14 protein-coding genes are annotated in these 13566 nt (G+C 41.8%); 4 read left to right on the plus strand and 10 right to left on the minus strand.

Annotated elements, in window-relative coordinates:
* Positions 1-4: 4 nt before the first annotated feature.
* The 4 genes from ACSBOP_RS20230 to ACSBOP_RS20245 all read right to left on the minus strand — a co-directional run bounded on the left by ACSBOP_RS20230 (position 5) and on the right by ACSBOP_RS20245 (position 3233).
* Complete coding sequence (locus ACSBOP_RS20230) at positions 5-655, minus strand: stalk domain-containing protein (protein ID WP_442602279.1); 651 nt, start codon at positions 653-655, stop codon at positions 5-7.
* A gap of 192 nt (positions 656-847) precedes the next feature.
* Positions 848-1375 (minus strand): C40 family peptidase, encoded by a 528-nt coding sequence (locus tag ACSBOP_RS20235; RefSeq protein WP_442602280.1) that lies wholly within the window; start codon positions 1373-1375, stop codon positions 848-850.
* Between the two features lie 236 nt (positions 1376-1611).
* A complete protein-coding gene (locus tag ACSBOP_RS20240; RefSeq protein WP_442602281.1) occupies positions 1612-2148 on the minus strand; it encodes a C40 family peptidase in 537 nt (178 codons plus the stop codon).
* 215 nt (positions 2149-2363) lie between these two features.
* The gene (locus tag ACSBOP_RS20245; RefSeq protein WP_442602282.1) at positions 2364-3233 is read right to left on the minus strand and encodes a hypothetical protein; all 870 of its coding nucleotides are present in this window, start codon (positions 3231-3233) and stop codon (positions 2364-2366) included.
* A gap of 207 nt (positions 3234-3440) precedes the next feature.
* Between ACSBOP_RS20245 and ACSBOP_RS20250 the strand changes: the two genes are divergently transcribed.
* Together ACSBOP_RS20250 and ACSBOP_RS20255 are read left to right on the plus strand one after the other, a co-directional pair.
* On the plus strand, positions 3441-3872 hold the full coding sequence (locus ACSBOP_RS20250; RefSeq protein ID WP_442602283.1) for a MerR family transcriptional regulator: 432 nt from the start codon (positions 3441-3443) through the stop codon (positions 3870-3872).
* Positions 3873-3893: 21 nt separating this feature from the next.
* Positions 3894-5099 (plus strand): MFS transporter, encoded by a 1206-nt coding sequence (locus ACSBOP_RS20255; RefSeq protein ID WP_442602284.1) that lies wholly within the window; start codon positions 3894-3896, stop codon positions 5097-5099.
* 68 nt (positions 5100-5167) lie between these two features.
* Here the strand turns inward: ACSBOP_RS20255 and ACSBOP_RS20260 are convergent, their stop codons facing one another.
* The 4 genes from ACSBOP_RS20260 to ACSBOP_RS20275 all read right to left on the minus strand — a co-directional run bounded on the left by ACSBOP_RS20260 (position 5168) and on the right by ACSBOP_RS20275 (position 8935).
* Positions 5168-6214, minus strand: a complete 1047-nt coding sequence (locus ACSBOP_RS20260; protein WP_442602285.1) for a beta-carotene 15,15'-monooxygenase — start codon at positions 6212-6214, stop codon at positions 5168-5170.
* Positions 6215-6217: 3 nt separating this feature from the next.
* Positions 6218-6643 (minus strand): MarR family winged helix-turn-helix transcriptional regulator, encoded by a 426-nt coding sequence (locus ACSBOP_RS20265; RefSeq protein ID WP_442602286.1) that lies wholly within the window; start codon positions 6641-6643, stop codon positions 6218-6220.
* Between the two features lie 373 nt (positions 6644-7016).
* Positions 7017-7475: a hypothetical protein gene (locus tag ACSBOP_RS20270; RefSeq protein WP_442602287.1), complete on the minus strand. Its 459-nt coding sequence runs from the start codon at positions 7473-7475 to the stop codon at positions 7017-7019.
* Between the two features lie 410 nt (positions 7476-7885).
* The gene (locus ACSBOP_RS20275) at positions 7886-8935 is read right to left on the minus strand and encodes an HD-GYP domain-containing protein (RefSeq protein WP_442602288.1); all 1050 of its coding nucleotides are present in this window, start codon (positions 8933-8935) and stop codon (positions 7886-7888) included.
* A gap of 255 nt (positions 8936-9190) precedes the next feature.
* On the opposite strand from ACSBOP_RS20275, the gene ACSBOP_RS20280 reads away from it, so the two are divergent.
* Positions 9191-10513, plus strand: coding sequence for an anaerobic C4-dicarboxylate transporter family protein (locus tag ACSBOP_RS20280; protein WP_442602289.1), 1323 nt, complete (start codon positions 9191-9193; stop codon positions 10511-10513).
* A 202-nt stretch (positions 10514-10715) separates the two neighbouring features.
* Here ACSBOP_RS20280 and ACSBOP_RS20285 read toward each other — a convergent pair whose 3' ends face one another.
* Entirely contained in the window at positions 10716-11654 is a 939-nt protein-coding gene (locus tag ACSBOP_RS20285) for a DUF2167 domain-containing protein (protein ID WP_442602290.1), read from the minus strand.
* Positions 11655-11682: 28 nt separating this feature from the next.
* Positions 11683-11892, minus strand: a complete 210-nt coding sequence (locus ACSBOP_RS20290) for a hypothetical protein (protein ID WP_442602291.1) — start codon at positions 11890-11892, stop codon at positions 11683-11685.
* 402 nt (positions 11893-12294) lie between these two features.
* Here ACSBOP_RS20290 and ACSBOP_RS20295 point away from each other — a divergent pair, with 402 nt between their 5' ends.
* The gene (locus ACSBOP_RS20295) at positions 12295-13329 is read left to right on the plus strand and encodes a BMP family protein (protein WP_442602292.1); all 1035 of its coding nucleotides are present in this window, start codon (positions 12295-12297) and stop codon (positions 13327-13329) included.
* Positions 13330-13566: the final 237 nt, after the last annotated feature.

Here is a 13566-nt window from a genome sequence, read left to right on the forward strand (position 1 = left end):
ATGATTATTTGTAATAGGAAGTGGTTACTGGGACAAATACACCCTCAGTACCATAGAAGACATTAACTTCCTCAAGCCCTGCAACATTGAGCTCAATAGTTTTCATACCATCTTCGATGGAAACGGTAACTTCTTTTAACAAATGCCCTTGCGTATCTTTGAATTCAAGATTGACTGAAGCTTCAATTGCAGCCACTTGCAAGTATAGCTTTTGGAATTTCTTGTTCGGTGTTAGTTGGAAATTACTTCCACCATTTCCTTTCGCGATCAGTACTTCTTTATAATCTGTGCCTTTATATTTGGTAAGATTAGGGTCTTTTATTGAAGTATAGAAGGTTTGATTCGCGTTAATAGGCGTACCCTCAACTTTTTCTCCTAACAGAACGCTGTCTGTCGCAGGATCATAATCAACGGCTACATTTAATAAACCTGAGATGGCACGTATAGGTACATAAGTCGTGTCATCATAGGAAATAGGAGTTAGAACGTTTCCCTTCGTATCTAACAGCTGTGTTGTTTTGCCATTCACTTTGACCTTAATATCGTTATTCAAGTATGCCTTTATTTCCTTCATATTAGTGCCCGCATAAACCCCAGCCCCTGCACTTAACAACATGGACGCTCCAATGATCGATACTACGATTGCTTTTTTCATCGGTTATTCCCACTCCTCAATTTTATGTATTTGTACAAATGAATACTTGAGTATTATATCAGAAAATTTTAACTTTTGTAAAAATATGGTGGTGACAAAAAACAGGCTCAACCACGTGGGCTGAGCCTGTTCTCTGTTCTCTGTTCTCTATTCTCTATTAAAATGGTCTATTTCTCTATGAACAGCTTGTCCTTAGCCAAGCACTCTAGTACCAACGATAAATTTACCTGCCCAATAACCTTTGCTCATATCACTAATGACAACACCGTTCTTCGGATTTAAGTTGTGAATGAACTTGCCATCTCCCATGTAAATCCCAACATGTCCAATCTTGTTAGGGTCTTTCACGCTAAAGTGAACAAGATCGCCTTTCTTCAAATCACTTACATTCTTAATAGATTGACCTTGCTTGCTTTGGCTTGTAGCGCCCCACTTCAAATTAACGCCTTGCTTGGCATATACAAACTTAGTAAAAGAAGAGCAATCAAAAATGAGATTCTTCGGATCGTTCTTCCCATATACATATCTAACTTTACCCATAAGTGATTGAGCATCATTGATAATTGCATCGGCTTTTTGGGAAGCCGTTGTATTGCTTGATACGGCTACAGCCGCTTGTACTGGCCCTGCTGTAATCATTGCTGATGTACCTAATAGTGCAACAGTGAGGCTTACCCCCATGAGTACTTTCTTCCACTTAGCTGTCTGCGTTTTTTCCATAACGGTAATGCCTCCTGTGTAATCGTATTTTGTCTTCCTGCTAATAGCATAACAGAATAAAAATACACAGCATTTACCACGTATTGAACAAACCCATGTCTCCCTTGAGTTTGAGGCTCTTTATTAATATTCAATTAAAAACATGTAAGAAAATCTTCTTGCAAATCGTAGATTTTGCACATACAAAAAAACAGACCAACCACTTGGGTTGAGTCTGTTTTCTGAACAGCTTGTCCTTATTTAAGCACTCTAGTACCTACGATAAATTTACCTGCCCAGTAGCCTTTGCTCATATCACTAATGACTACGTCGTTCTTCGGATTTAAGTTGTGAATGAACTTACCATTTCCGATATAGATCCCAACATGTCCGATTTTTTTAGGGTCTTTCACGCTAAAATGAACAAGATCACCTTTTTTCAAGTCTTTTACATTCTTAATGGATTGACCTTGCTTACTTTGGCTTGTAGCGCCCCATTTCAAATTAACACCTTGCTTTGCATACAGATATTTGGTGAAAGAAGAACAGTCAAAAATGAGTTTCTTCGGATCATTCTTTCCATATACATATTGAACTTTACCAATCAGTGATTGTGCATCTTTAATAATCGCATCTGCTTTTTGAGAAGCTGTTTTATTAGTCGATGCTGCTGCCGTAGCGGTTGCAGCTTGTACAGTTGAGGTTGTAAATAGAGTTGTTGAGCCCATCAATGTGACAACAAGGCTTACCCCCACGAGTGCTTTCTTCCAGTTTTTCGTATACGTTTTTTCCATAACAGTAACGCCTCCTGTGTAATCGTAATCTGCTTATCTACTAAGTAGCTTAACAGAATGAAATTAAACAGAATTTACCATAGATGGAACAAACGCCTGTCTCCCAAGCGATTGAAACCCTTTATTAATATTCAATTAGAAACTTATAAGAAAATCTTCTTGAAAAACGCAAACTATCGATTTTTGTGATTAACACCTAGATTTAAGCGTATTTACTAGGGTTTTGTAGAACGGATCAGCCATTCGACGAGCTGAAGTGCTTTATCCTTTTTCGTCGTATCAAAGCGAATCAGTGCATATTTTTCTTTGTCATTGATCGGAATAGATTTGAAGAAGCTGCTGTTCGATACATCCACTGCATACACGTGCTCCTGTGGTTCCTTATCTGTCTTCGCTACATACATTTTGCCAGATAACAGATCACTAGGTAATCTGCTCGTTAATTCATCCAGTGGAATAAATCCACTCTGCTTAACGTAAGCCTCCATATGATGACGATCCATAATATAGACATCCGAACGATCCGACATCATGGAAATGACACTCTTCTGCTGCAAGGCCATCTCGTAGGAATCTTTGGGCTGCTCCAGTGCGATGGTCAGAGCTGTCTCGACACGCTTCCATTCTGGAAAGGCTGGAAGAATGACATCTGAGACTTTATCTGGCTTATCCAGTCTATAGTCACCGAAAAACATCACACTCACGTCAATTGGCGGTTTTGCAGCTTCAGCGGCTTTCTCCGCTTGACGATCGAGGAAACTTTTCACACCGAACACCGCGCCTATAATTAGTAATATCGCGATAAACACATGCATTTTGTGATAGTAAAAGAAATGTTCAACCTTACCTGTTGGTTTCATGGCCGTGTCATCTACATACTGATCAAGTCCCATTAATCGGTTGTATGCCTCATTTATTTCATCCACGCTTACTTGCGTATCAGACGAGTTCTGCTCATTCGAAGTCACTTTGCTGTGCGAACGCGCTTTTTTAAGTAAGAGTCCATAACGATCTTCAATTTGCTGCTTCGTTGCATCCTCTGGAACACCGAGAATTGCGCAGGCTTTCTTCATCTCTTCATTCATCCCATCACCTCAGGTCGTGTTATGCATTCGATTCATTATAACAAAGCTCAGCAGCGTTTGTCTCAAAGGAGAAACCGTCTCGCAGTCGGAGATGCATAGAATAAGCCCAACGATATAAACTATATCTCATATACCAAAAGTTAACGTTGACGTTAACGTTATGCATATCTATAATCATAAATACAATTACGAATTTGGAGTGATAATATGACTTGGTTAAAAATTGATGACGTCTCGCAAAGATGCGGTTTGACGAAAAGAACCATTCGCTACTACGAGGAAATTGGTCTTCTCTCTCCACCTCAAAGAAGTGAAAAAGGAATTCGCCTCTACACCGAAGCCCATATTGAACATCTTCAAAAAATCACCAATGCGAGAGAGGTGCTGGGTGTCTCCCTGCAAGAGTTACAACAGTTCATCTCGATTAGCGAAACACTTGAGACGCATCGCAAAGGATATTGGAGTATCGAGGATCAGAAGGAGAAATACGCAAAACTATTAGAGATCGATCAAATCATTAGTGATCAACTGAAGTTAATTGAGCAAAAAATTGAAAAGATACATGTCGTTCGGTCTGAATTGTCTACCTTGCAAACACGAGCGCGGACGGCTATTGCCCGTATGGAGCAAGAACAATAATAGATGGAGGTTTAATTGTTCATGGGATCTAAATCATTACATCTTAAGCAGCACACAGGCATGATGAGCCAGCCGAAGGCAGTATGGGCTGTTGCGTTTGCCTGTGTGATCGCATTTATGGGACTAGGGCTCGTTGATCCGATTTTACCTGCACTAGCCAAACAATTAGATGCAACACCGAGCCAAGTTTCCTTGCTTTTTTCTAGTTATAACCTTGTGACTGGTCTTGCCATGATCATTACTGGTGTTGTTTCCAGTCGAATCGGTGTGAAATGGACGCTGCTTGTCGGCATTCTCTTAATCGTTATCTTCTCTGCGCTTGGTGGATTATCCGGCAGTATTGACCAAATCGTCGCCATGCGCGGTGGTTGGGGTCTAGGTAACGCGTTGTTCATTGCTACTGCGCTTTCAGCCATTGTCGGCTTATCCACGGGTGGGACAGCAAGAGCGATCATTTTATATGAAGCTGCCATTGGTCTTGGGATCTCTGTAGGTCCTTTGCTTGGTGGCGAGCTCGGTTCCATCTCTTGGCGTGGTCCATTCTTCGGCGTCAGTGCTTTAATGGCCATTGCTTTTATTGCAATTTCAATTATGCTGCCGAAAATTCCGAAGCCTACAAAGCGCGTATCCATCACCGATCCATTCAAAGCGCTGCGTCATGGCGGACTTTTCACATTCGGAGTTGTCGCATTCCTATATAATTTTGGATTCTTCACTTTAATGGCGTACACGCCGTTTATTATGATGAATCATCTCGATGAGCACGGCTTAGGTTATGTATTCTTGGGATGGGGCTTAATGCTCGCGATTACTTCTGTCTTCGTGGCACCTTTTTTCCAAAAGAAATTCGGCACCATTCGTTCGATGTGCATCATGTTGATCATGTTCGCGCTTAACCTTGTTGTAATTGGTATCAATACGGATTCGATTACAGTTGTGGTGACATCTGTTGTTATCTCCGGTGCATTCCTTGGGGTGAACAACACGCTGATTACGACTGCGGTTATGCATGCCGCGCCCGTCGAACGTTCGGTTGCATCGGCTGCATACAGCTTCGTTCGTTTTATCGGTGGTGCGATTGCGCCGTTCCTTGCAGGAAAGCTTGCCGAGTGGTTCAACCCCCACATTCCGTTCTATGTAGGCGCAATTTTCGTGGCGTGTGCGGTTGTTACGGCTGGTATCGGACGAAAGTTCTTGAAAAATATTGATGCGGAGATTGCGCATTGATCGTTAGTGAAAACAAAGTCCTCCTTTGAACATAATGTCCAAAGGAGGACTTTTTCATGATCGAGGACTCATTCGGCTTCCTGTTTATTTTCCATTTTACTTACAATCATTTCTTTCAGTTGTATTGGATTGTCTGAGCGAATCGCTACTTGTGAATATTGTTTTTGAATGCCCATAAACAAGATGACGCGAACAGGCTCTTTCATTTTCAAAATCAGATGGGGGTGAACTTTTTCAAAATCCTTCGCCATAAAACTCATCCTATCTTGTGATAATTTACTTTGTAGAACGACTGGGTCTTCGATGATACACGCGATATTCGCAAATTGAATTTCAGCACGCTTGAGTAAGCCAAGTGAGAGGAACATCGATTCTTTGTTCATATGTATGGGATTTAATCGAATCGCTTGAATATCTGCAATGAAAAATATTAACGAATAGATGTTAAGGATGAGTAAAATAATCGAAATGACGACCGATTTTTCATGCAGCCACCAATGTAAAACCAATGTTTCAATGACAATCGAGTGAATCATCATGATTTGAGCGGCGATATAACTCGAATTTTTATACAGCGTCATACCGGTTGGGGGCTTCTTTTTCCAAGTGAAAAAAGCGTAATAGAACACCATCGCCTCCGAACAGATGGCATGAATAATTGGGTTTTTGATGACATATTGATCCACTGCCTGTTGAAAAGAAAAGACTACCGGTAGTTCACTCGATTTTACCTTTCTTACGATTTGGGGCATGTAACGAACAAATGTGACTATCAGAATCAGTTCAAAGAAGATTAACGCAGCCTCTACGGCAATTCCAGCCCAAGTCACAGCTGCAAAGGGCTCTAAAAAAGGCTTTGGAATGAGAAATCGAGCTAATATACATCCTGCCGCTGATAAAACAATCGCTTGCTTGATCGAAAATTTCTTGGTGTACAGCATACAATATACAGGAAGCATAATGACGAGATCGATTAATGAACCGATGACTACCCCATTCGTCTGAGTTGGAAGAAGCTGTTTCCCGATGGTCGTATGATAAAGCATAAAATTGCTGCACAGCATAAAGCCCAACAACAGCAGCCAAATGGATTTTCCCCTATTGCCCACAAACATGGACTAATCCCCCTCTATTATGGAATTTAATTTTTTCATAATACGGACCAACTGCTCCAAGTCTTCTAAAGGCAGCTGTCCAAAAACCGTGCGATTAACCTCATCTTCAAGCATGTGCATGTCTTCAAAATAGCGTTCTCCCTTCGCCGCAGGCTTTAATATGATTTCCCGACGATTTTCTTTATTAATCGTACGGGTGATGTATTCTTTTTCCTCCAATTTATTCAGAAGTTGACTAACTGCACTCGCGGATATATTCAATTGAATAGCTAATTCCTTCGTTGAAGATCCGCCTGTCCGGATCAGCTCTAATAATAAAACCTGCTTAGCTGTAAGCTGATTATCCATTTTGTGCTGATATTTTGTTGCTAATCGAAGGTTTAAATGATTTTGCAATTCGCTGTATTGCTGAATAAGATGTTGTTTCACATTAGGTACCTCGCTTAATTATGAAGTTAACTTAACTATAAACCGGAATAAATGATAAGTACACTCCCAATTCCGATCATTCAGAAAAATAATAAAAAAATTGTCTAAGTCTTGAACAGACCTAGACAACTTGGCATTAACTTCAGGCTCTTATTTATACACACGCTCAATGTGCAGCGATCTGACTTCATTCAAATCTTCAAGTATACGGGCCAAATGTTCCAGGTCTTCAGACCGTATTCGCTGATTTTACTTCCGTAGAGCAATGGCAAAAAGAACGGCTCTGTTCGCATGTTTTACGACAGGGCCGTTCTTCATTTTTCTTACAATTTATCGAAATAGATAGGCAACTTACTCAAAAAATAATATTTTATTACAGGTCATCTCTTGCCGATAAAAGATATGGAGATTGACTGCCATCATTGTTATTAAGTTTAACAGTATATTCACCAGAAGGAAGATCACCGTCAGCCGGAACAAAATAACCTGTTCTTGCATCATTTGCCGAGATAGAACCACTCCAAATATTAACTCCATAAGAATTTATCACTGAATAATTAAAGCTTTTCGTACCTTTATTTTGAATGTATATTCTTAGATTGCCTTTTGAGTACGTGAAGCTTGTTTTTAATTGGCCATGAAAAACAGCATCCTCATAGGCTATTTGAGCATATGGTTTAATGCGAAGAGTTGGATCAACGAATTCAGTTTCTACAGCGTCAGGGTTAACTCCTTCTACAACCTTAGCCGGTGCAGCATAAGCGCTACCAGCAACCAATAGTGTTGAAATTACCAGAAAAGATGCTAGCACTGTTTTAACGTTTTTTACCATGTATATAAACCTCCTATTATTTGATTCAATTCATATTTTAATATAATAAGTAACTATTTTCCAATAAGGCTTAATATCTATTTATTCATGAATTTTGTCCCGTAATAACGAGTAAAATGTAATTTTCTGTTTCATTACTACTTTAATCCCCTATTATCCCTCTTAATTCGACATAATGTAACTTTATTTTGATATGTTACATAAATAATATGGCACTAGATTCCTATAGAAGAGGTCACCTCACGAAAAGGGATTAATCGTACACTAACGAATCCGACACAACGACCTTAACGTACTATATTTCCCGTTTCGTGATAAAAGCACATGAATTTTACGGACATGCAAAAGGTCGAGGCAGAGCGTCTTCATGCTCTTACCCCGACCTTTTTGCAATACTTATGACGAATGTATCATGCCAATAGCAACCGCTCAATATGCAGCGTCCTCATTTGGTTCAAATCAATGAAAGTTCCATCTTCCAACTGAACTAGCGGATCAAGCTGCGCATAAGCATTGAGCATAACAACTTTAGCGCGTCGCCCGTCCGTGAGCTGAACACTGCGTCCAAGAAGAGCCTGCATCATTTGATCTAAGATGAGATGAATCATCCTTGGTTCCAGTTTTCCAAACGCTTGATCATGAAGGTACTGAAGTAATGCGTAAAACGGTAAAGCCGCTTGTTGAGGGCGATTCGAGATAAGGTGATGAATGGTGTCCGCGATTGCGACAATTTGGCTGTGGTAATCGAACTTCCCCGCACGAATGCCGAATGGGTATCCGCTCCCATCCAGACGCTCGTGATGCAGCAGCGCAATCAGAGCTTGGCGGCGGCTCGTCCCAACCGTATCTCTGATCAATTGATAGCCAAAATGCGTATGCTTCTTCCGATAAGCATACTCTGCCGGCAAGAGCGGCTCTTCGTTATCCATGAGATCTGGAGGTAAGCGAGTCTTTCCAATGTCATGAAGCAAAGCGCCGATGGCAAGCTGTGTAAGCTGTGGTTCTTTCATCTGAAGCCATTTTCCAATACGGACGGCAAGAATACTCACGCAAATGGGATGCCGATAGGTGTAGTCTGCTTTCGTCTGAAGCTGCTCGAATAAGGTGAATACATCTTGTTGTTCGGAGGAGCGCATGATAAATGGGAGGATTTGCTGTCTGATGTCCCACAGCGGAATTTTTTTCGTAAAACGAACATCATCATAAATGACTTTCATATGTGCGGCGCATCCATCCATATGAGGGTGATAGCCAAGCTCTGCTAACGTGACAGGCTTCTGCAAGCTAATGAGGTCACTTTCTTCAAGCTCAACGCCATGCATATCAAGGAGTCTTAGTCTGACATGATCTAGAATCGTCTTCGCGGGTGCAAGCAGATCACCTCTGTAATTGTGCGTATCCCGCTTGAGCTGCCTGCCGATAAAGGGGTGTCTGGGGTATGGCCGATATTGGATTATCAATTGCATCCTCCTGACCGTGGGTAGAATCTATTATTCTCTCGTTACATTCTATGACCCCAAATAAGGAATATACCGACTCTCTGAATAGCATTTCTCTCCTTACATAAAATATGTTCCAAGTGATATTAGAAGCGACATCGATATCGCATGACCGCTTTCGTCGCGCAAAGTGACAGGCATGGCACATTAACGTATAATGGAATATATGTGAAAAAAATAACAACTTAGAACAGCTGAAAGTGATGTGAATAGCTCATGTTTTTGATTCAACTCGTTATTGTGTTACTTGCCATCTTTGTAGGAGCGAGACTAGGTGGTATTGGACTTGGTGTAATGGGAGGACTTGGGCTTGCCATTCTAACGTTTGGCTTCGGTCTTCAACCCACTTCACCACCAATCGATGTGATGTTGATGATTGCGGCGGTCATCACTGCTGCAGGCGCACTGCAAACTGCCGGGGGGATGGATTACTTGGTTTCCTTAGCTGAAAAGGCACTGCGCAAAAACCCCAGTCACATTACGTTCATGGGACCGATCGTGACGTATTTGTTCACTTTTTGCGCGGGAACGGGTCATGTGTCGTATTCGGTTCTACCTGTTATCGCGGAAGTATCTAGACAATCAGGCGTACGCCCAGAGCGGCCTTTATCGATATCTGTCATCGCCTCTCAACAAGCCATTACCGCAAGTCCAATCTCGGCAGCGACTGTTGCTCTCGTCTCCTTACTTGCCGGTTATCAAATAAGTCTTATGGATATCTTAATGATTAGTGTGCCTTCCACATTCATTAGCTGTATGATCGCAGCCTGGATTATGACGAAAGTCGGCAAAAATTTAGATGAGGACCCTGAATATCAAAAACGACTTGCTGATGGTACGATCGATGCGGTCGTGAAGACGCAATCCGAAAGTGTGACGGCCATGAATCCTCGTGCCAAATTGTCCGTCGTGTTGTTCCTCTTGGGCGTCGTTCTTGTCGTCCTGCTCGGATCGATGCCACAGCTTCGCCCGGCATGGGAGACTGGCGGCAAGTTAGTCCCACTTAACATGGCCTATGCCATTGAACTAGTGATGCTATCAATAGCGGCACTCATCCTGCTGATCTGTAAGGTGAATGCGTCTCACCTCATTAAAAGCAACGTGTTCCTTGCGGGTATGCAGGCGGTTATCAGCATCTTCGGTATTGCTTGGCTCGGTGATACGTTCTTCGCAGGTCACATGGATCAGATCAGTATGTGGATTAAAGACAGCGTCACAGCTGCTCCGTGGCTATTCGCTATTGCACTCTTCATCCTGTCGATTCTTCTGTACAGCCAAGCCGCAACGGTACGTGCACTCGTACCTCTAGGCATCGCCTTGGGTTTGCCGCCTGCTGCACTCATTGCCATGTTCCCAGCAGTAAACGGCTACTTCTTCATTCCGAATTACCCAACCGTTATTGCAGCGATCAACTTTGACCGCACGGGAACGACGCGAATCGGCAAATATGTGCTGAACCACTCGTTCATGCTTCCTGGACTAATCGCAACCGTGCTTGCGGTCACAATCGGATTCGGACTTGCGCAGCTTATTTTATAAGGCGCTTCTTTAAATAAATAAGTGATTTCAAAAGCCCCTCCTACAACTCGGCTATCGAGCGATTAGGAAGGGCTATTTTTATCGGAATCGAAGTTAAACAGACTGAAAAGAGTTGACGTCGGCTGCCGAAGCAAGCACAAAAAACGCCCAAACTCAAAGAACGGTTGACGTTCTTCGACTTCAGGCGCTTTTGCTTACGAAACTATGATTTTTGCTTCTGGTCGATCACTTGGTCCTGTGCCGGTTGCTCCGATTGCTCTGATTGCGTCGGTTGCTCCGACTGCTCTTTCTTCAATCCGGTTCTTTTGCGAATAAATCCCCAAATAGCACCGCCGGCCAGCACAATCACGATCCCAAACTTCTTCAATAGAGGGATGAGCAAAGCAAGCAAGCCCGCTTTTTTGGCAATCGCCAGACCCGCGCCTCCAAGAATTAGTCCAGTCAAGCCGAATTCAGCTACCTTATCGGTTTTGCTGTCAAAATCCTCATACCGTTGACCCTGCTTTAGTTGAAACTGCGACAGGATCTTATCGGTAAACACTTTACGGTCCGCCTTCAAATTCGCCGGGTCTGATACGAGTATCGCTGAGATATAGCCTTTGCGTGATAGAATCTTTACATTGTAGTTAATAACACCGTTGTTCTTAGAATCATGTGCCAATAAAGACCACGTCAAACTGTGCAAGGTGTTGTCATAGAACGGTGCAACATCCCATTTGTCAACGAATAACTGGTTTTCAGGACTTAAATCCTTATTCATTTCTTCCGTGCCTTCTTTGTAGCTCTTCAGCAAGGCATCAGCATCAATTTTCGTTTTTTCCTCGTCTTTAACGTGTCCCGATTCGGAATATTCGAAGAAAACGGCCCAATCCTGTTTTTCGTCCTTTGGAATGACCAAGCCGATTTCTTCCCCGCTTGCTTTCATTCCGTTCTGTGTTATGTACTTTTTCGTATTTTCAGCATCAAGAAAAACAAAATCATTGCCCAACTGTAGTTCTGCTAAACCAGTTCCCACGTCGATTTTCTTTCCGCCTTCTACCCAATTCAGCTGCTCTTTGGCGAATGCGGGAGCCGCACACACCATCATAATAAAAGTCATAACACTTACTGATTTTAAAAGTTTTGCTATCCACGATTTCAAAAAAAACTTCCTCCCAAACCATGTGTTCTTACGCTGCGGACGACGTGTCCTTCTTTCCCTTAAATAAATGAATACCTACTAGGATGGCGCCGATAGCCGCAACAGCAATTTCGACAATGGTTTGACTTCCGCCAAAAATGTCTTCCAAAACGTTAAATAATTTGAATTGCAGACCGAACTGCGGCAGTATGAATGCCCCTAACCCCAAAATTAAAAAAATGATGCCTGTACGTAACATAATTTAACCTCCTTAATAATGGAAAATACCTATGTAGGTTATCACATAATACAAATAGTGACAATGTTTATACTTCTCTGGAACAATCCTTAGAGGCCGCAAATCACGTTGGAGACACCCAATCTTCGTTTTCGGGATACTGGTCTTTTTCCGAACAAATTTCAATCAGAAATGGACAAATTATGACTAAAACACGAACATTTATTATTAATAGTTAACGAATCGTACATATTTTTTATCAAAAGGATATTCCCTTTCCGCTAATTTTAAGTATAATGGAATTTGTGTCAATTGTTCGACAAAATTCTACAAATTTAATTTTTCAAATTAGATTGACAAATTCCTATAAAACCGATAGGATTTGTTAAAAATAAAAATTGTTACATAAAGGGGTAGAGACTATTGAAAAAAATGTTGATGCTCGTCTGTGCACTTGTGTTATTCATCACGGCAGGCTGCGGAGCAAAAAATGCAACAACAGAAGGTGCTGCAGGAAATACAGATAAGCCAGTAAGTAAAGATGCGAAGAAAATCGCACTTGTACTACCTGAAAAAATTGGTGTAAACCCATTCTTCCAAATCATGGACGAAGGTGCTAAAAAGGCAGGCAAAGAGTTCAACGCTCAAGTTAAAACGATTGAATCTACTGACCCTAACGCATTCGAACAAAATATGAGAGCGGCTGTTGCCGATAAATATGATCTGATTATTACAGCAACTTTCCAAGCGGAAGATGCATTGAAAAAAGTATCTGCTGAGAACCCTGATCAAAAGTTCGCAATCATTGATACGGTTATTGAAGGTCCTAATGTCCGCTCGGTTGTCTTCCGTGAGTATGAATCCTCCTACTTGCTAGGCGCTGCTGCTGGCTTGTCCACAAAGACAAACACAGTTGGTATCGTAGCTGCAATGGACATTCCGATGATCAAGAAGTGGACTGTTCCTTTTGAACAAGGCTTGAAAGCAACAAATCCGAACGCGAAATACCTTGTCAACTATGTAGGTGGATTTACAGACCCTGCAAAAGCGAAAGAACTTGCGATCCTTCAACAATCCAAAGGTGCTGACTTCATTCTAGGCGCTGCTGCTGTTGGTGACCTTGGCGTATTCGAAGCTGCGAAAGAGAAAAACTTCTTCACAGCAGGACAAGATATTGACCACACAAGCAAAGATCCGGATCACATCGTATTGTCTCAATTAAAAGGCGCTGACACAGCTGCATACGAAACAATCAAAGACTTCGTAAATGGTGCATTCAAAGCTGGCGTTGTGGACTATGGTCTGAAAGAAAAAGGTGTAGGTGTTCCATTCGTAACACATGATTCCCAAACCAAAATGAATCCTTTCCTAACAGCTGAGACAATTACAAAATTGAAGCAAATCAATGATGACATCGTATCCGGTAAGCTTGTTCTTAAAGATCCATTGAAACAATAGTACAAATTTCCGGCATTTGCCGCCATTCGGACCGACTGCTTCTACACTCGCAGTCGGTCTTCAGTTTAATCATTCAAAAACTTGGGAGAACAGAAGTACCTCCGGTCGCTGTTGAAATCGTGAATTTTGATTGGATCAAATGGATTGTATATTCACTCTTTCAAAGGCGAACATTTCATTCCTACGATACTTCTGTTCTCCTCCGTTCAACTTTTTAATACCATTCTTAAACACGTC

The organism is Paenibacillus sp. KN14-4R (genome assembly GCF_052180255.1).
Lineage (GTDB): Bacteria > Bacillota > Bacilli > Paenibacillales > NBRC-103111 > Paenibacillus_AM.

What these genes read in the sequence shown, in the direction of transcription:
- ACSBOP_RS20255 (WP_442602284.1), top strand. Translation starts at nt 3,894, where the DNA reads ATGGGATCTAAATCATTACATCTTAAGCAGCACACAGGCATGATGAGC.
- ACSBOP_RS20270 (WP_442602287.1), bottom strand. Translation starts at nt 7,475, where the DNA reads ATGGTAAAAAACGTTAAAACAGTGCTAGCATCTTTTCTGGTAATTTCA.
- ACSBOP_RS20230 (WP_442602279.1), bottom strand. Translation starts at nt 655, where the DNA reads ATGAAAAAAGCAATCGTAGTATCGATCATTGGAGCGTCCATGTTGTTA.
- ACSBOP_RS20260 (WP_442602285.1), bottom strand. Translation starts at nt 6,214, where the DNA reads ATGTTTGTGGGCAATAGGGGAAAATCCATTTGGCTGCTGTTGTTGGGC.
- ACSBOP_RS20235 (WP_442602280.1), bottom strand. Translation starts at nt 1,375, where the DNA reads ATGGAAAAAACGCAGACAGCTAAGTGGAAGAAAGTACTCATGGGGGTA.
- ACSBOP_RS20240 (WP_442602281.1), bottom strand. Translation starts at nt 2,148, where the DNA reads ATGGAAAAAACGTATACGAAAAACTGGAAGAAAGCACTCGTGGGGGTA.
- ACSBOP_RS20245 (WP_442602282.1), bottom strand. Translation starts at nt 3,233, where the DNA reads ATGAATGAAGAGATGAAGAAAGCCTGCGCAATTCTCGGTGTTCCAGAG.
- ACSBOP_RS20250 (WP_442602283.1), top strand. Translation starts at nt 3,441, where the DNA reads ATGACTTGGTTAAAAATTGATGACGTCTCGCAAAGATGCGGTTTGACG.
- ACSBOP_RS20290 (WP_442602291.1), bottom strand. Translation starts at nt 11,892, where the DNA reads ATGTTACGTACAGGCATCATTTTTTTAATTTTGGGGTTAGGGGCATTC.
- ACSBOP_RS20280 (WP_442602289.1), top strand. Translation starts at nt 9,191, where the DNA reads ATGTTTTTGATTCAACTCGTTATTGTGTTACTTGCCATCTTTGTAGGA.